The organism is Microbacterium sp. Y356 (genome assembly GCF_059445355.1).
Genome location: NZ_JCAIUE010000002.1, coordinates 17,391 through 35,318 on the forward strand (window position 1 = coordinate 17,391; position 17,928 = coordinate 35,318).

Consider the following 17,928-nt stretch of genomic DNA (forward strand, 5'->3'; position numbering starts at 1 on the left):
GACCAGCGCGATCCGCACGCTGGGACCTGATCCGGCGACCGCGCCGATCATGCTGCACCCAGGCGATGCGATCTCCAACTCGCGCCGTGTGCTCTACATCATCCTGCTCGGGGCGCTCACGGCGCTTGGACCGTTCACGATCGACCTGTACCTGCCAGCTTTCCCGTTGCTGGAGAGAGATTTCCAGACCACCTCTGCTGCGATTCAGCTGACCCTCACCGGCACCATGATCGGGTTTGCCCTCGGCCAGCTCGTCGTGGGGCCGTTGTCCGACAAGGTCGGTCGTCGCGTACCGCTGATCGCCGTGACCGCGTTGCACGTGCTCGCGAGTGTCGCTGCTGCTTTCGCACCGGATCTGCTGCTGCTCGGCGGCGCACGCGTGGTCATGGGAGTTGGTGCGGCGGCCGGTGGCGTGGTCGCGATGGCGATCGTGCGCGACCTGTTCGGCGGTCGGCGGCTCGTGGTGATGCTGTCGAGGCTCGCACTGGTCTCTGGCGTGGCCCCTGTTGTCGCGCCTCTGATCGGATCCTGGCTGCTGGGAGTCATGCCGTGGCGCGGCATCTTCGTCGTGCTCGCGGCCTACGGCGCCATCATGCTGCTCGCGGCACTGTTGTTCATCCCAGAGACCCTGCCGAAGGAACGACGAGGCGAGCGCGGAAGCACCACCATCTGGCAGCGCTATCGCAGCGTCTTCAGCGATCGCGTCTTCGTGGGCGTGCTGGTGATCGGGGCGATGACCTTCTCCGGGCTGTTCTCGTATCTGTCGGCGTCACCGTTCCTGTTTCAAGAGGCCCACGGGCTGGACGCGCAGGAATACGGCTGGCTGTTCGCGGCCAACTCGGTCGGTGTCGTGGTCGGTGTGCAGGTTGCATCCCGATTGGCTGCGCGGTTCGGGCCACAGTGGGTGCTCGCATTCTCGACAGCGGTACTGCTGGTCAGTGGTGCGGCGATCATCGTGAATGACCAGCTGGGCTTGGGGTTTTGGGGCACGGTCATCCCGCTGTTCCTATTCATGACCGCATGCGGGTTCTCGTTCCCGTGCGTGCAGGTGCTGGCACTCGACCGACATGGCAAGGCCGCAGGCACCGCCGCGTCCGTTCTCGGGGCGAGCAACAACGGCGTCGCGGCAATCATCTCACCGGTGGTCGGCCTCATCTCTGCGGGTGCAGGAATCACCGCGACGACGATGGCCTCGGTCATGGTGGGCTGCGCCGTCGTCGGAATTCTCGCGCTCTGGCTGATCGTGCGCCCGCGCTCGGTCGGGATGTTGACTCCGTAGCGTTCGCGCCGTCATCTGAGTCAGAATGGGCGGATGACTCGTCCCGCACTTCTCTGGTGGGGCATCGGGGCGATTCTCGCTGCGATGGCCCTTGGCGCCGCATTGACTGCGGCAGGATCGGACCTGCCCAGTGCATTAGATGTCGGCTGGAATGAGCTGATGGTCAGCATTCGCTCACCGTTGCTCGTCGGCTTCGCTGAAATGATGAACCATCTCGGCGGTGGCTGGATCGCCACGATTCTCATGCCCGTGCTGATCATTGCCGCGCTGCTGATCGCTCGTCGCTGGCGAGCCGCCGTTCTCGTCGTCGTGACATTGCTGGCGAGCGTCGCGGCTGTGCAGTTGTTGAAGCATCTGTATGGCCGCGCGCGGCCGGAGGACATGCTCGTCGTCAGTGATTTCGGTTCATTCCCTTCGGGGCATACAGCGAACGCCGCCACTCTTGCGATGCTGGCGATGTTGCTGTTCCCGCGGCTCTGGGTCGTGCTCATCGCCGTGCTCTGGACCTTAGGAATGGCTTTCTCGCGCACCGTGCTTTCGGTGCACTGGTTGACCGACACGATCGGCGGGATGCTGGTGGGAGCCGGCGCCGCACTCGTCGTGGGCGGCCTCATGCTGGAATGGGTACGACAGCCCCGAACTCGACAGGAGTCACTATGACCGGCATCCGCCCGTATCGCACCGAGGATCGCCCGGCGATGTTCGAGATCTGTGTGAAGACCGCGGATGCCGGAGGCGACGCCACCGGGATTTTCAGCGATGATGAACTTTGGGGCCTGATCTTCGCGGTGCCATACGTCGACCGGCATCCTGATCTCGCCTGGGTCGTCGAATCGGACGACGCGCGAGTGATCGGCTACATCGTCGCCACAGACGACACGGATGCTTTCGAGCAGTGGTTCCGCGATGAGTGGTGGCCGCAGTTCGCCGAACGCTTCCCCAGGGCTGAAAAGCCGGAGACGCGCGAGGAATCGATAGTCGACGGCGCGTACACGCGCGGGCCCGGCGAGAACCAGAATGCGGGGGAGTATCCAGCGCACCTGCACATTGATCTGTTGCCAGAGACGCAGGGGCAGGGGCTGGGGCGTCGACTGATCGAGACGCTGTTCGCCGAACTGCAGCGGCGCGGTGTGACGGGGCTGCACCTGGGTATCGATCCTGCGAACCTCGGGGCGGCCGCGTTCTACGAGCGACTCGGCATGCAGCGATTGCCCGCAGACCCCGGTGGCCAAAGCTACGGTGTGCGCTTCCACAGCTGACGATGTGTGACAAAACAGAAACCCGCGAGGCGCATGCGCTTCGCGGGTTTCTGCTCTTCGGCGGTGACGGAGGGATTCGAACCCTCGGTTGCTTGCACAACACACGCTTTCCAAGCGTGCTCCTTCGGCCGCTCGGACACGTCACCAGGGAACAACCTGAACAGTCTATCCGATCCTTTGTGCTCGCCGTGCCATGCCCAGTTCGTGGGCGGCCGCCGCACGCGGGCAGTTCGCCAGCATCCGCAGTTATGCTGTGCCGATGGGGCGAAACTCGACGCGGGCGACCATTGCTCGGCACGGTCAGCAGGGCACTCCGTCGCGCGGCAGCCAGCTGATCAAGCTGCTCGGGATCGGTGTGGCAACAGTGTTGGTCGCAGCGCTCGGCATTAGCGCATGGCTGTTCGTCGACCTGAGTTCCACCTACACCGCGGACGCTGTCGAACTCAGCGGCGAAGCGCCGCCCGCCTTCGCTGAGCTCACCACCGGCGCGAACATCCTCGTCGCCGGCACTGACATCTGCGAACCGGAGTACGCCGAGATGTTCGGCGACCGCTGCGCCGATCCCGAAGACGGCGTGCGCAGCGACGTGCTGATGCTCGTGAACATCTCGGCACCACCGCGCCGCGTCACCGTGATCAGCTTCCCGCGCGACTTGCTCGTCGATATCCCTTCATGTACCGATGCGAACGGCAATGAGACGTCGCCGCAGTACCGGCAGATGATCAACTCGGCCTTCGGTATCGGCGGGCTGGACTGTGCGGCATCGACGATCAAAGAACTCACCGGCGTCGACGTCCAATACGCAGCATCCATCAACTGGGGCGGCGTGATCGACGTCACGAACGCCATCGGCGGCGTCGACGTGTGCCTTGCGACAGCGATGAAGGACGACGACTCCACCATCGACCTCCCCGCCGGCACCCATTCCCTCGAGGGTGCGCAGGCGCTTGCATTCCTGCGCGCGCGACACTCCACCGAGAATGGCAGCGACCTCGACCGCATCGGCAACCAGCAGCTCTACATGTCGAGCCTCGTGAAGAAGATCACCAGCGAACAGGTGCTTTCGAACCCGTCGATGCTGTTGACACTCGCGCGGACGATCCTGTCTGCCATCGATCCCAGCACCAGCCTCACGAACCCCGTGACTCTCGTGCAGATGGGACTGGCGCTCAAGGACATTGCGCTCAGCGACTATGTGTTCGTCCAGTACCCCGTCGCGGACGCACCGGAAAACCCGAATCGGCTCGTGCCGATAACGGACGCGGCCACGCAGTTGTTCGACGCGTTGGCGGCAAATGAACCGCTCGTGTTGGCCGGCGACGAAGACGGAACCGTCGTGGAGACCCCAGATCCGGTTGCCACGGCTCCCACCACGGAGGAGCCTGTCGACGAGACTGCCGTGCTTCCGCCGGCGATCCCCGGCACGACCGGCGAGGCTGATGGCTGCGCGACCGGTACCGTGCACTGAACCGCGTCGGCGCTGAGCCGCGTAAAATCGCAGGGTGGCAACTCCCAAGATCGTCCTCTTCTACGCCTTTACTCCGCTAGCGGATCCGGAGGCGATTCGGCTGTGGCAGCGCGACTTCGGCGAGGCTCTCGGTCTGCGCGGACGTCTGATCATCTCGAAGGATGGCGTCAACGGCACTCTCGGCGGTGACCTGCCGGCGCTCAAGAAGTGGTCACGCTCCTTCCGCTCCTACCCGGCCTTCAAGAACGCCGATATCAAATGGAGCGAAGGAACGGGTCTGGATGCCGATGGCCACAGCCTTGACTTCCCCAAGCTCAGCGTCAAAGTGCGAGATGAGATCGTCTCGTTCGGAGCCCCAGGCGAGCTGCAGGTCGATGAGGGTGGCGTCGTGGGCGGCGGCACGCGGCTGAGTCCGGATGAGCTGCACGCGTTGGTGAACTCACGCGACGACGTCGTCTTCTTCGACGGACGCAACGCGCTGGAAGCCGAGATCGGGCGATTCAAGAATGCGGTGGTGCCGGACGTGGCAACCACCCGTGACTTCGTAGAGCTGCTCGATTCCGGTGCCTACGACGACCTGAAGGGCAAGCCGGTTGTCACATACTGCACCGGCGGCATCCGCTGCGAAGTGCTCTCGAGCCTGATGACCGCACGCGGCTTCGGTGAGGTGTACCAGCTCGATGGCGGCATCGTTCGCTACGGCGAGAAGTTCGGCGATGACGGACTGTGGGAGGGATCGCTCTACGTCTTCGACAAGCGCGGTTCTGTCGACTTCAGCGACCACTCTGCGGCGATCGGCACCTGCGTCGGATGCGGCGCGAACACCAAGCGCACCGCGAACTGCCCTGATGCCTCATGTCGTGGGCAGTTCGTCGTCTGCGAGAGCTGCCAGTCCGTGCCGTGCGAGAAACACGTCGCGGTCAACTGAGCCGTTAGGGCATCACGGAGCTGCGTGACTCGCGCGCGACGAACAGTGCTCGCGGCACCAGCACCGCGGCGACGCGGACGCGCAGATCGACACTGTGGCGCAGGTCTGCGGTGACGCGTGCGAGGGCGGGAGACAGGTCCCCGGCATCGCCCACAGCGCGCGCGTAGCTGGCACTCTCCACAGCGCTAACCAGCACCTGCACTGCGGTGGCATCCGCCCCGCGCTCCACCAATGCGGCGCCGCGAACTCGTGGACTGTCTGCCTCCGACACCGGCAGGCGCAGGTCGATCAGCGTGTCGCGCAGCTCCTGCCACGCGCTCATCGCGTCGCCGTGACGGGCGCGGACGTGTCGTCGCAGACGAATCACGAGTCGGACCAGCGCAGGCATCAACAGTGCAAGCAGCACACCTCCGGTGATCAGCATCACCGGAGTGGGGTCCAGGCGTTGCAGTGCTTGACCGTCAGCAGTCGATGAGCCGCCCTGGTTCCGATCGATCTCCGGACCGCTTGTCGCTTCCGCCGATGGTGCGGCACTGGGAGCGGGGGCGCTGGGGCCAGCGGCCGAGCCACCCTCGGTGGCGGCGGCCTGGAAGCTCGTGGGCACTCCCAGCGACGCCGTCGGCTCAAAAGGCACCCAGCCGATGCCCTCGAAATGCACTTCGGGCCAGGCGTGCAGCTGCTCGCTGCTGACGGCGAAGATGGACTCGTCGCCGCGCTTCTCATCCGTCAGCCGGCCGGGAAGGTAGCCGACCACGACTCGCACCTGCATGTCGAGCGACTGCGCCATCAGTGCAAAGGCTCCGGCGAAATGGATGCAGTAGCCCGAGCGCACTTCGAGGAACTCCGCGACTGCTTCCGCGCCGGTGCCATCGAAGCCGCCATCGACTGGTGCGTCCAGTGAGTAGCTGAACTGCGAGCGGAACCAGCCCTGCATCGCGAAGAGCTTGTCGTAGTCGGTCGCGGCATCCGCTGTCACCGTGAGCGCGGTCTCCGCAATTGCGGGCGGGAGAGCTTCTAGGGATTCGTCCGACTCGGCAGGACCAGCGGCGGAAGCGCTGGCCGCCTGAATCTGCTCCTTGGTTGGCTGCGCGGTCTGAGTGGTGACGGTGTAGTCCTGGCCCGCGGCATCCCGAGTCTCGGACAGGACGGTGCGGTTTTCTGGCATCACTGTCCAGCCAGAGCCAAGCCCGATGATCTTCGTGGCGGGAAAGGGCACCGGCAGCATCGGACTGGAGATGCCGGTGACACGAATCGACGTGCGTTTCTCAAGCGTTTCGATGCCCTCTGCCCAGTCGGGCTCGCCGAAGCCGTCGCGGAGCGGCTGCACATCTGCCTCGTCTGGCGTCCACGTTTCGCCGTCGAATTGCGACAGGCTTGCGACGCGCAGATATGGTGCTGTCTCGGCGCTGGTCGCCAGCGTCATGACGTTGAACGGGTCGGGTCTACGCAGGTCGTCCCCCAGACGAAGGGACGGGTTCAGCTGCACACTGGTGCCGAGCCCGACCCAGGTTGCGGAGACCGGCAACGCGGGGGTGATCACGAGGGCTGCGACGACGGCTGCCGCGCCAAGCGAGACAGTGACGCCGAGCGACGCGCGTCGGGGTGACGTTCGATCGTGCCGGATGCTGTGTCGCAAGAGCAACAGTGTCAGCAGTGACAGCGCCACGAACCACGGGATGTTCGCGTCTCCGAGCGTGATGATCATTGGCATCGCCCCGACCGTGGCGACGAGGATCGCGGCCAGCAGGGTGATTCTTTGGGAGATGAGCTGATCGAGCAGAATTGCGATCACGGCGAACCCGATGCCGAGCATCGCGCCCAAGGCGGGGGTCGGTTCCAATGGCGCCGTACCGAACTGCACCTGCTGGAATGCCTCGGCGGCCAGCCGGCCCACCGAAGAGAGAGTAGTTCTGGTCGGGATCACACCGAAGAACGCGCCCTGTGGCAGCGTGAGCGCCGTAAGCGTCATGATCGCCACCAGCAGTTGGGCGACCAGCGTCGACCACACCCGGTCAGCCCTACCAGCGCGCAACTGCCGTACGACGAATCCGGTCACGGCGATGACCAGGATGATGGTGACGCTCATCAACGACCAGCCGCCGGGGGCGATCACCGATGTGTATGGCCAGAGTGCGACGAATCCTGCGCAGGCGGAGAGCAGTGCAACGGCAAGCGTGCGTTCCCGGCGCTCAGCGGTGTTCCTGCGGCGGTCGGCGGGGCGCTGTTCAACGTGCGACATGCCCGCCTCCGGATGCCATGCGTGCGGGCAATGCATCTTCCCAGGCGGATGCAACGTCGTCGGTGAGCTGCGCGGATGACCACCCAAGTGCTGCGACAGCATCTGTGGCACCGGCGAGCGGCTCTGCGGCAAGCAGGATGGGAGCTGCAGCGCCGCCGTGTCGGAGGAGCACAGCATCCTCTTCATCGAGTCGGCCCGTGATCATCACCAGGGGCCCTGGGGGTGCGCCGTCGAAGAGCGAGACGATGTCTCGCGCCTCGCCCTGGGGGGAGACCATTGCCAATGCGACCAGCAATGAGTCACGGTCATCCTCATGCCCGCGGAGGGCGCCGAGCATCGTTCCTGACGAGTCGAGGACGTCGACGCTGTAGCCCTCCTGCACGAGGTGCAGAGCGATAGATGCGCATGCCGAGACCGCTGCTTCGAAGGCAGGGTCAGCGTCTACGCCTACTCGTTCCCAGCGGCGCGCCGTGCGATCGAGGATGACGAGCGCATCTGGGCTGGATTCCTCTTCCTCCTGGCGCACCATGAGATCGCCGCGGTGGGCGGTCGCTCGCCAGTGGATGCGGCGCATCGAGTCACCCGACACATAATGCCGAGGAGAGAGGTTGTCGCTACCCTGGCCGAGCCTCGTTGATGATGTGTGTGCTGTGCCTCCGGCCGCGCCGATGTTGCTGCTCAGCGGAGCGAGTGGAACGATCTCGGGCACGACGGTGACCGTGCGGGTGTCACCGAACTCCTGCTCCCGCTGGGCGAATCCGAAGGGGTCGATCGTGCGTAAAAGCAGGGGGCCAACCGGCCAGACGCCGCGCCTGACCCCGGTGATCGCGTAGCGGATGTGTGTGCCGTTGTCGGTGGGGAATTCGCCTTCCGCATCACCTGAGACCGAGGGCGGCAACTGGTCCCGCCATGTGCCGTGCGGCACGCGCAGTGCGCGCAAGTCGAAGCGCACCGCAACCTGGGACTCTTCGCCGACGGTGAGCAGATCTGTGGAGATGCGCCTGGTCACCGGACCGCTGCGCCGAGGAACATGTACGACGAGTGCGGCGAAGACGACGAGCAGAAACAGCAACATCGCGACGTAGAGCAGGATAGGAGCCGCAAGCAGGTTCGCCGCGATCACACAGAGCAGCCCCGCAAGTATCGCGGCTACGCCGCGATAGGTGAGAGGTCTACGCCGACGCATGGCCGGATGTCAGACTCGGGCCGCAACCGGAACGCGAACCCGATCCACGATCTGGTTCAGTGCGGCCTCGATCGGTTGTGCGCCGGCACGGTGCACCCCTCGTGCGGGCAACAGTCGATGCGCGAACACCGGCGCCAGCAGTGTGGTGAGGTCGTCGGGGATCACGAAGTCGCGGCCATCCAGCGCGGCCCAGACCTTGGCGGCGCGGACGAGTTGCAGCGTCGCCCGTGGACTCGCGCCCAGGTGCAGGCTCGGATCGGAACGCGTTGCATGTGCCAGCGCGACTGCGTACTCCTCGACGGCGGGGGAGACGTGCACTGCACGGGCCCAGCCGATCATCCGAGTGATCGAGCGGGCATCGGCGACTGGGGTGATCGAGGCGAGAGGGTTCACGCTGTCCCGCTGGCGCAGCATGAGGGCTTCGGCCGCGGCATCCGGATATCCCATCGAGATGCGCATCATGAACCGGTCACGCTGTGCCTCTGGGAGCGCGTAGGTGCCTTCCATCTCGAGCGGGTTCTGAGTGGCGACGACGAGGAACGGGTCAGGCAACGGGTGCGTCTGCCCGTCCACAGTGACCTGGCCCTCCTCCATAGCCTCCAGTAGCGCGGACTGCGTTTTGGGAGAGGACCGGTTGATCTCGTCGGCGATCACGATCTGGGCGAAGACTGCGCCCTGCTTGAACTCGAACTCGCGGTCGACGGGGTTGTACACCGAGACACCGGTGACGTCGCCAGGCAATAGATCGGGAGTGAACTGGATGCGGCGGACCGTCGCATCCACGCTGGCCGCGAGTGCGCGGGCGAGCATCGTCTTGCCGACGCCGGGCACATCCTCGATGAGGAGGTGCCCCTGCGCGAGCAGGCACACCACCGCGCCGCGTACGGCATCCGGCTTGCCATCTATGACCTTGCCGACGGACGCAAGGATCGCGGAGGTCTCTGTCGCGAACTGCGTAGCCGTCATCGGCGTTCCGGTGTCGTCCATGCACTGCCTCTCGCCCTGCGTTGGGTGTTCTTTTGATCGTACGCGTTGGTGACTGGGGCTGTCGCGTTCCGGATCCTGAACCTGACGAAGGGCCGGGATCCGCGTATGGAGGGTTCAACCCCACACTCGACCACGCGGTTCGGTGGGATCGATGTGGCTCTGTGTGCTCCGGGCGACGCGGAGGAGCGCCGCGCCCTGGAGACCACTCAGCTCGTGCAGCGAACACCTGCCCACCATCTGGCTCCAAAGTTCGCTGAATCGCTCGGCATCCGCCCGTCGGCGGCCGATCAGCCGGGGAACCGGAAGAAGCGTTCTGCCGGGGGAGAGTCGATCGGCCAGCCGATCGAACCAGCCGAACCCTCGTGCGGCGCCGCGATCGACGCGGAGGAGGAACCGGGGGTTCTGTGCAGGAGAGAAGAGCTCCTCGACAGCCTCGGCAATCAGCCGGCGGTCGGCCTCACTGCCGCCAAGTTCGATGCGGATCGTGTTCGCTTCGCCCTGGACGCTGCGAGCGGCGATCAGCTTTTCATCGAACTGCGCGATTCGCTGCGCCTCGTGCAGGGCCTGCGCGATCGCGACGGCCGCACCTCGATAGATGTCGGCCGGGTGGGAGCGGCTGCGCAGAGCGCGAATCAACGTTGGCGCGGTAGACGATGCAGCGATGACCAAACCACCCGCAACGGCCACGCCCAGCGCCGAAGGCGGGGCGATGGTGATGAATCCGGTCTCGCTCAGCGCGGCAGTGAGGGTGCCGATGCCGATGGCGCCGAGTGTGAACCGCATCGGCACTCCGACGGCGACCGCCGGTGTGGTGCGAAACAGCGGCGAATCGGTCCTGCGATTGCGCACCGACACGATCTCGCGCTCGCGGGATGCGTACGGCTCCCCGATCCGCCAGTCGGTGTGAGTCTGCGCTCGTGTGGGCATCCGCGATGCGGTGATCCGATTGATCTCGTGGACAGTGGCACCGGGGTCCTTGCTCAGAACACGCTCCAGCATGGTCGCGGCGTCGGTCGGGAGTGCGTGTCCGAGTCCAGCGACGATGCGGGTGGAGTCGTCGCTGCTCAGCCCCCAGAGATGACTGTGCTTGCGCCGTAGCCTGCGAGGCTCGGCGGCATCGTCGAGTGCGACCGGTGAGGGGATCAGGCACGAGACCGACCAGTTATGCGCCACCTTGGAGGGCCAGTCGGGATCGAGACGGAGTGTTCTGCCTCGTAGCTGCTGCGTGGCGGATGATGTCGCCACAGCGGTCAGATCGATGAGTGTGTTCACCGCGGGACAGTCCCAGCCCTCGCCGAGCAGCCCTCGAGTGCCGACGAGAAGTCGAACGATTCCGCGCCGAATCAACTCAGACACCGCAGTGACGATCCGACCGCTGCCGACACCCGGTGCTCTGAGCTCACGGACGGCTCCGAAGCCATCGGAGATTTCGACGTCGACGTCGACGTCGAGTAGTTCAGTCAGCGCCGCCGCGATCATCGAGGCATCCTCGCTGCGTACCCGCAGATGCTGCGACGTGATGAGCACTGGGCGCATGCGGCCGGTCATCTCGTCTCGAGCAAGCAGATCGAAGGTGCGCAGCGCTCCGGCCGCTTCGTCTCCGGCAAGGCCTCGGTGATTTCCGTGGACCACGAAGTCGGTCACGACGACCGCCCGCACATGCTCGGCATCGGCGCTGGAGAGTTCCATACGCAAGATCTCGACGACCGCATGATCCTTCGCAGCGGAGTAGGCGAGGGTCGTCTCAACAGGGTTCCGTCCGCGTCGGATGCCACGATCCGTGAGGTGGTATCCGAAATCCGCCAGCGACCGGCGTACGTACTCCCATTGCGCGCGGGCATCAGGATCGGAGAGAAGCCGAGCAAGTGCGAAGCGGGCGAGGACGGTGAGGAGATCGTCAGTGGTGCAACGGTCGAACAACGCGGGCGGAAGCACAGTCGCGATCGGATGGTTCGGCGCGATCTCACGGAGCACCACGGCGCAGGACCGCGTGAGAGCGAAGTCCGAGGTCAGGGCACGGTCGAGCCGGATGAGGGTGTGCTCCGCGTCACCAACCGCGTCTCCGACCGGTTGCAGCTGCTCTTCCAGATAGGACAGCCCGTCCGGGGTGGAGAGCACCTGGGCCATGAGCTCGTGCAGACGCCCTTCATGGTGGCGGAGGAACTCAGCCTCAGCGGGAACGGGCTCGGTGAACCAGACGTGGTCGCGGTACGGGGCGAGATGGCCCTCTTTGACGACAGCCGGAGTCGGGACCTCGTAGTCCACCTCGCCGAGGAGCTGATCGTAGTTTTCGAACTCCGTCTCGTCATCGGGCGAAGGCAGCGTGGCGGTGAGGCCGATCAACAGGGGTGTGCCGCCGTTCTCGCGAATACGCCCGGCGAGGTAAGCGACCACCAACGCCCAGTGATCGAGCAGATGATGACACTCGTCCAGGACGATCGTCTCGATTCCGGCCGCGACGATCGCATCGATCACCCTTACCGCGTTCGGATGCAGCACGCGCGCGAGTTCCTCCGGGCGCTGTCTGGCGAACCGGCTTCGCAGTCGTCGCACGCGCCGCCGGACGCCGACGCGGTATGCCGACGCGTTGTCCACTGCCAATTCGGCGAGCCACGTCGAGGCATCCACCTCGCTGCGGCCAGCGGCGACGAGTTCATCCACCCAACGTGATCTGGCGAGTTCCTCAAAAGGTGAACCGTCTCCGGCGACGCTGAGCAGCTGATAGGTAAGGACAGTCAGGTCGGCGAGGCGGGTGGGATCGTCCGACACGGATTCGAAGTCCGACGCGAGGTCACGCGCGGCGCGCAGCCACTGTTGACGGATGGTCATCGTCGGTGCGAGTACGAGAGTGCGGCGTCCCTCTCTCATGGCGAGCAGCAGGCCCAGCAGCGTCTTCCCAGATCCGGGCGGCGCGACGATGTGCAGCGAGTCGCCCGCGGAAGGCGGAAGCTGATCGAGGACTTCGGCCTGGTAAGTGCGCAGCGTGCCAGTGAAGTGCCAAGACTTCAACGGGGCGACGTCGGCGAGTGGATCCATGGGCTTCCTGTATTTCTTCGTTGTCATCGAGACTATCCGGGCGCGTTCGTGACTGCGTCGCGCGACGGGTAGACTGTTTCTCGGCTCTCCGCGTGGCAGCATCCAGGCCAATTCCCCCAGGACGGAAACGTAGCAAGGGTAACCGGGCTCTGCTGGGTGCGCGGAGGGTCATTTCTTTTGCCCGAAAGCGGGATGTCACCCAGCTTCTCCTGCGAGGATCATGGTGTGAGTAATTCCACCGCCCCGCGGCGAACCAGCGCTTTCGCGCGCTTCGTCTCGCCGCTGGCGCTCGTCGCCCTGATGTGGGCGATCCAGATCGTGGACGCTATTCTGCCCGGTTCGTTCACCGGGTTTGGGCTCCGTTCGTGGGATTTCGCCAGTCTGCCTGGGCTCGTGCTCGGGCCGCTGTTGCACTCCGGCTGGCCGCATCTGATCGGAAACACGCTGCCGTTGCTCGTGCTGGGCTGCCTGGTCGCCGTTGAGGGGTCGCGCAGGTTCTGGCTGGTCACGCTCGTGGTCGCGCTCGTGGGCGGCGCGGGAACCTGGCTCCTCAATGCTCCCGGCACGCTCACCGTCGGGGCATCCGTGCTCGTATTCGGCTACTTCGCGTATGTCGTCGTGCGAGTATTTTCGCCGCGTCCGGTCGCGCACCGCATCGCCTACGCTCTCGTCGCGCTCATCGTCATCGTGCTCTACGGAGGCTCGATGCTCGCCGGCATCGTCGGGGTGAGCGCCGGCATCTCCTGGCAGGCGCACCTGTTCGGAGCGATCGGCGGCGGCGTGGCCGCGCTCGCCGGAGTGCGGCCACGCGGAGACCGCGCGGCGTGAGCGCTCGAACAACGACGGCGAAAAAGCCGACGGCGAAAAAGTCGACGGCGAAGAAGCCAGCGAAGAAGAAAACGTCAACAAAGAAAAAGGTGAACACGCGGCGTTCTGTGCGGCCGGTGATCCTGACTCTCGGCGCGCTCACTCTCGCCACGTTCCTGATCGTGCTTGTGCCGGTGGCGACGTCGCACGATCCGATCGCCGTGTGCGCCTATGACACAGCAGCCTTCCCCGCTGACGGCGTGGCGGGGTGGCAGGGCGAGCAGTTGGAAAACGCCGCCATCATCGTCCGGACGGCGACGGCTCAGGGGCTGGAACGCGACGGACAGATGCTCGGCGTGATGGCCGCGATGGGCGAGAGTAGTTTGCACAACATCGATTACGGCGATTGGGAGACGTCCGGCATTACGAACCCGGATGGCACCGCCACCAGCAGCATCGGGCTGTTCCAACAGCAGGAATGGTGGGGGAGCGCACAGGAGCGGATGGACCCAGCCACGGCTGCCACGCTGTTCTACGCGCGGCTGATGAAACTCGCGGGGTGGCAGCAGATGGAGCCGACCCAGGCGATCCACCGCGTGCAGATCAACACCGAACCCGATCACTATGCCCAGTTCGAGGACGATGCCGCACTGGTGGTCGACGCACTGTCCGGCGCCTGCCCGGTATAGGAGACGGTGCAGGAAGCACGGCCTAAGCTGGCTCCGTGGCGCGGAGCATCTACATCACCTCGGCCGAGGGACATTCAGGCAAATCCACCATCGCACTGGGCGTGCTCGACGCGCTCATGCGAGTCACCCCCAGAGTCGGTGTCTTCCGCCCGATCGCCCGATCGTCTGAAGAGCGTGACTACGTGCTCGAGCTGTTGCTCGCGCACGATGGCGTGCACCTCGAGTACGACGACTGCGTTGGCGTCACCTACGACCATGTGCGCGACGATCCTGACAAGGCGCTCGCGACCATCGTCTCCCGCTTCAAAGCGGTCGAAGCACAGTGCGATGCGGTCGTTATCGTCGGCAGTGACTATACGGATGTCGCCAGTCCCGCAGAGCTCGGGTACAACGCTCGCATTGCGGCGAATCTCGGTGCGCCCGTGCTTCTCGTCCTCGGCGGTCGCGACCAACAGGCCAACGCTGAACAGCTCGGAACCTCGACGGCGCGTACGCCAGCGACAGTCGGTCAGATCGCGGCGCTCGCGCTCGCCGAGCTGCAGGAGGAGCGCGCCGAGCTCTTCGCCGTGATCGTGAATCGCTCCGATCCGGATGCGCTGCCGCAGGCCATCGAAGCCGTGCGCGCCGCGCGCGCCGAGGAGACCTCGGTGTGGGCGATCCCGGAGGACCGCACGCTGGTGGCACCATCGATCCGCGGCATCCTCGCTGCGGTTGACGGTCGTCTAGTCAAGGGCGACCCTGAGCTGCTGACCAGGGAAGCGCTCAGCGTGGTCGTCGCTGGCATGTCGATGGTGAACGTGCTGCCGCGCCTCACTGAGGATGCCGTGGTGGTGATTCCTGCCGACCGCACCGAAGTGCTGCTCGCGATTCTGCTTGCGGATGCCGCGGGCACCTTCCCTTCGATCTCCGGCGTCATCTTGAACGGGCCGTTCCCGCTGCCGGCACCGATCGAACAGCTGCTCGACGGGCTCGCCTCGTCGGTGCCGATCATCGCCACTGATTACGGCACCTACGACACTGCCGTGCGGGTGATGGGTGCGCGCGGGCGTCTCGCGGCCGACTCCAGGCATCGCTATGACCGGGCCCTCAGACTGTTTCAGACACACGTCGACATCACCGAGCTCACCACCCAGCTCGGGCTTGCCGAATCGCGCGTAGTCACGCCACTGATGTTCGAATATGGGCTCATCGAGCGCGCTCGCGCAGACCGCAAGCGCATAGTGCTTCCCGAGGGTGAGGACGATCGAATCCTGCGGGCGGCGGCGACACTGATCGCACGCGATGTCGCTGATCTGACGATCCTCGGCGACGAAGCCGCTATCCACGCGCGAGCCACTGAGCTGGGCATCGATGTCTCCGCGGCCCAGATCATCAGCCCGACCGATCCTGAGTACGTCGCGCGTTTCGCTGAGGAGTATGCGCGACTGCGCGCGCACAAGGGTGTCACTGTTCAGCAGGCCGCAGACACCGTCACTGATGTCTCCTATTTCGGCACCCTCATGGTGCACCTCGGCCTCGCTGACGGCATGGTCTCAGGGGCGACGCACACCACGGCACACACGATTCGTCCGTCATTCGAGATCATCAAGACTCGGCCAGGCGTCAACGTCGTCTCAAGCGTGTTCCTCATGGCGCTCGCCGACCGGGTGCTCGTGTACGGCGACTGCGCGGTGATTCCCGATCCCACCAGCATCCAGCTCGCTGACATCGCGATCTCGTCTGCCGAGACCGCGCAGCAGTTCGGGATCGAACCGCGGGTCGCGATGCTGTCGTACTCAACGGGAGAGTCGGGCACTGGCGCCGACGTCGACAAGGTCCGTGACGCGACCGCACTCGTACGAGAGCGCGCTCCTGAGCTGCCCGTGGAAGGCCCTATCCAATACGACGCCGCAGCCGATGCCGCGGTCGCGAAGGCGAAGCTGCCGGACTCCGCCGTCGCTGGCCGCGCCACCGTGTTCATATTCCCCGACCTCAACACCGGCAACAACACCTACAAGGCGGTGCAACGCTCGGCCGGCGCGGTCGCGATCGGCCCGGTGCTGCAGGGGCTGAACAAGCCGATCAATGACCTCAGCCGTGGCGCTCTGGTTGATGACATCGTCAACACGGTCGCCATCACCGCGATCCAGGCCCAGGGCGGCGCAGGTACAGCACAGGGAGCATCCTCATGAGTGTCGTCCTCGTCATCAACAGTGGTTCTTCGTCACTGAAATACAGCCTCATGGACATGGAACGTGAGCTGCCGCTCGGTGAGGGCCTCATCGAGCGGATCGGACAGGAAGCCGGCGAGATCTCCCACAGCGTCCGCCATCTCGCGGTCGAGGGCGAACCCACACAGACAATGCTGAGTGCCACGCATCGTAGCGAGCGACCGGTCGCGGACCACTACGAGGCGATGGCCGTGATGCTCGAGCAGTTCGCTGAACACGGCCCGCAGCTTGCGGAGCACCCGCCCATCGCGGTCGGACATCGCGTGGTGCATGGCGGGGCGAGGTTCTTCGCACCCACGCTCATCGACGACCTGATCGAAATCAACATCGAGGATCTCTCGATCCTCGCGCCGCTACACAATCCGGGCGCCGTCGCGGGAATCCGTGCCGGTCGGCAAGCCTTCGCCGACGTCCCGCACGTAGCGATCTTCGACACCGCCTTCCATCAGACCCTGCCTCGGGCCGCCTACACCTACGCCATCGACCGGAAGCTCGCGGAGCGGCACCGCATCCGCCGCTACGGATTCCACGGCACGAGCCACAAGTACGTCTCAGAGCAGGCCGCACTGTTCCTGAAGCGGCCGTTGGCAGAGTTGCGGCAAATCGTGTTCCACCTCGGCAACGGTGCCTCGGTCACCGCCATCGACGGTGGTCGCTCGGTGGAGACGTCGATGGGGCTGACTCCCCTCGAGGGCCTGGTGATGGGCACGCGTTCCGGAGACATCGACCCTGCAGTCGTGTTGCACCTCGGCCGGGTCGCGCAGATGGACAGCCGTGAGCTGGACACGATGCTGAACAAGCAGAGTGGTCTGGCGGGCCTTGCCGGTCGCAGCGATATGCGCGACATCCTCGCGGGCGTGGATGCGGGAGAGGATGCCGCAATCCTTGCATTCGATGTCTACATTCATCGACTGCGCACCTATGCCGGCGCCTACATGGCACAGCTCGGCGGAATGGATGTGATCTCGTTCACTGCGGGTGTCGGTGAAAATGCTGCACGCGTGCGCGCCGAGGCACTGGCAACCCTGGGGTTCCTGGGTACCGAGATCGATCCTGCGCGCAATGAGGCGCGCGCATCCGGCATCCGCAGAATCTCCACCGATGCCTCGAGCGTCGAGGTGCTCGTCGTGCCGACGAATGAAGAGCTCGAGATCGCACGTCAGACGATGAGCCTCGCATGAGGATCATCGTCTTCGGAGCAACCGGCGGAGTGGGCCAGCACGTGGTGCGGCGCGCCGCAGAGGCCGGACACGAGGTGACAGCGTTCGTGAGAACCCCCGAAAAGCTGCAGTACCGCGAAGATGTGACCGTGCGCCAGGGAGACGCGTTCGACGCGGCAGCCGTGGCATCGGCCATCCACGGCCAGGATGCCGTGATCTCATGCCTGTCGTCATCGACCGGCATGAAGAAATCTGACGAGCTCGAGCGGATGACAGCGAACATCGTCGCAGGGATGAGGCAGGCAGGTGTCAGCAGGATCGCCTACTGCGGCTCTCTCGGTGTCGATGACGAGCTGACAGGGATCGTGGGCCGCGGCGTGCAGTGGGTGCTGCGGCATCCGCTCGCCGACCACCGCGGCGCCCTGCGTCAGCTCTCAGACGCAGGTTTCGACGTCACTGTCGCGCGCCCGACGACGCTCAGCACGAGCGAGTTCGTCGAGTATGTAGAGACCTTCACCGGGGCGCCAGCGATGAACCGGGCGATCCCACGTGTCTCGGTCGCGGACTTCCTCGTCAAGGCCATCGAACAGCCCCAGATTTACAGCCGCACCTCGGTCGGCCTGGCTCCGGTAGGCGCGTAACCTTTACCCCGCTCAGTACCCACCACTACGCTGGCAGGA

Annotated in this window: 14 protein-coding genes, 1 tRNA gene and 1 other RNA gene; 11 read left to right on the top strand and 5 right to left on the bottom strand. The window is 65.3% G+C overall.

Annotated elements, in window-relative coordinates:
* Positions 1-49 precede the first annotated feature (49 nt).
* Genes AC1C2Q_RS13720 through AC1C2Q_RS13730 form a run of 3 tightly spaced genes read left to right on the top strand, consistent with a single transcriptional unit; the run spans position 50 to position 2,538 of the window.
* A complete protein-coding gene (locus AC1C2Q_RS13720; RefSeq protein ID WP_495450848.1) occupies positions 50-1,279 on the top strand; it encodes a multidrug effflux MFS transporter in 1,230 nt (409 codons plus the stop codon).
* A 33-nt stretch (positions 1,280-1,312) separates the two neighbouring features.
* Positions 1,313-1,939, top strand: coding sequence for a phosphatase PAP2 family protein (locus AC1C2Q_RS13725; RefSeq protein WP_495450597.1), 627 nt, complete (start codon positions 1,313-1,315; stop codon positions 1,937-1,939).
* Complete coding sequence (locus tag AC1C2Q_RS13730) at positions 1,936-2,538, top strand: GNAT family N-acetyltransferase (RefSeq protein WP_495431781.1); 603 nt, start codon at positions 1,936-1,938, stop codon at positions 2,536-2,538. The genes AC1C2Q_RS13725 and AC1C2Q_RS13730 overlap by 4 nt, the downstream gene beginning before the upstream one ends.
* A 61-nt stretch (positions 2,539-2,599) precedes the next feature.
* Here AC1C2Q_RS13730 and AC1C2Q_RS13735 read toward each other — a convergent pair.
* Positions 2,600-2,684: transfer RNA gene (locus tag AC1C2Q_RS13735), tRNA-Ser, on the bottom strand.
* A gap of 47 nt (positions 2,685-2,731) precedes the next feature.
* Here AC1C2Q_RS13735 and AC1C2Q_RS13740 point away from each other — a divergent pair.
* Positions 2,732-4,006 carry an LCP family protein gene (locus AC1C2Q_RS13740; protein ID WP_495450598.1) on the top strand — a complete coding sequence of 425 codons (1,275 nt, stop codon included), beginning with the start codon at positions 2,732-2,734 and terminating at the stop codon, positions 4,004-4,006.
* Between the two features lie 34 nt (positions 4,007-4,040).
* On the top strand, positions 4,041-4,934 hold the full coding sequence (gene trhO / locus AC1C2Q_RS13745; RefSeq protein WP_495450599.1) for an oxygen-dependent tRNA uridine(34) hydroxylase TrhO: 894 nt from the start codon (positions 4,041-4,043) through the stop codon (positions 4,932-4,934).
* Positions 4,935-4,938: 4 nt separating this feature from the next.
* Here trhO and AC1C2Q_RS13750 read toward each other — a convergent pair whose 3' ends face one another.
* The 4 genes from AC1C2Q_RS13750 to AC1C2Q_RS13765 all read right to left on the bottom strand — a co-directional run bounded on the left by AC1C2Q_RS13750 (position 4,939) and on the right by AC1C2Q_RS13765 (position 12,382).
* A complete protein-coding gene (locus tag AC1C2Q_RS13750) occupies positions 4,939-7,173 on the bottom strand; it encodes a transglutaminase TgpA family protein (protein ID WP_495450600.1) in 2,235 nt (744 codons plus the stop codon).
* Positions 7,160-8,359, bottom strand: a complete 1,200-nt coding sequence (locus AC1C2Q_RS13755; RefSeq protein ID WP_495450601.1) for a DUF58 domain-containing protein — start codon at positions 8,357-8,359, stop codon at positions 7,160-7,162. Before AC1C2Q_RS13755 ends, AC1C2Q_RS13750 begins: the two co-directional genes overlap by 14 nt.
* Positions 8,360-8,368: 9 nt before the next feature.
* A complete protein-coding gene (locus AC1C2Q_RS13760; protein WP_495431785.1) occupies positions 8,369-9,346 on the bottom strand; it encodes an AAA family ATPase in 978 nt (325 codons plus the stop codon).
* Between the two features lie 114 nt (positions 9,347-9,460).
* The gene (locus AC1C2Q_RS13765) at positions 9,461-12,382 is read right to left on the bottom strand and encodes a DEAD/DEAH box helicase (RefSeq protein WP_495450602.1); all 2,922 of its coding nucleotides are present in this window, start codon (positions 12,380-12,382) and stop codon (positions 9,461-9,463) included.
* Between the two features lie 79 nt (positions 12,383-12,461).
* Between AC1C2Q_RS13765 and ffs the strand changes: the two genes are divergently transcribed.
* The 6 genes from ffs (at position 12,462) to AC1C2Q_RS13795 (ending at position 17,889) form a co-directional block, all read left to right on the top strand.
* Positions 12,462-12,558: signal recognition particle sRNA small type (gene ffs, locus AC1C2Q_RS13770), an RNA gene on the top strand.
* A 49-nt stretch (positions 12,559-12,607) separates the two neighbouring features.
* Positions 12,608-13,210: a rhomboid family intramembrane serine protease gene (locus tag AC1C2Q_RS13775; RefSeq protein WP_495431787.1), complete on the top strand. Its 603-nt coding sequence runs from the start codon at positions 12,608-12,610 to the stop codon at positions 13,208-13,210.
* Between the two features lie 89 nt (positions 13,211-13,299).
* Positions 13,300-13,878, top strand: coding sequence for a hypothetical protein (locus AC1C2Q_RS13780; RefSeq protein ID WP_495450603.1), 579 nt, complete (start codon positions 13,300-13,302; stop codon positions 13,876-13,878).
* Positions 13,879-13,913: 35 nt separating this feature from the next.
* Positions 13,914-16,049 carry a phosphate acetyltransferase gene (gene pta / locus AC1C2Q_RS13785; RefSeq protein WP_495450604.1) on the top strand — a complete coding sequence of 712 codons (2,136 nt, stop codon included), beginning with the start codon at positions 13,914-13,916 and terminating at the stop codon, positions 16,047-16,049.
* Positions 16,046-17,269: an acetate/propionate family kinase gene (locus AC1C2Q_RS13790; RefSeq protein ID WP_495450605.1), complete on the top strand. Its 1,224-nt coding sequence runs from the start codon at positions 16,046-16,048 to the stop codon at positions 17,267-17,269. The genes pta and AC1C2Q_RS13790 overlap by 4 nt, the downstream gene beginning before the upstream one ends.
* Positions 17,266-17,889, top strand: a complete 624-nt coding sequence (locus AC1C2Q_RS13795) for an SDR family oxidoreductase (protein ID WP_495450606.1) — start codon at positions 17,266-17,268, stop codon at positions 17,887-17,889. Before AC1C2Q_RS13790 ends, AC1C2Q_RS13795 begins: the two co-directional genes overlap by 4 nt.
* The last annotated feature ends 39 nt before the right edge of the window (positions 17,890-17,928 follow it).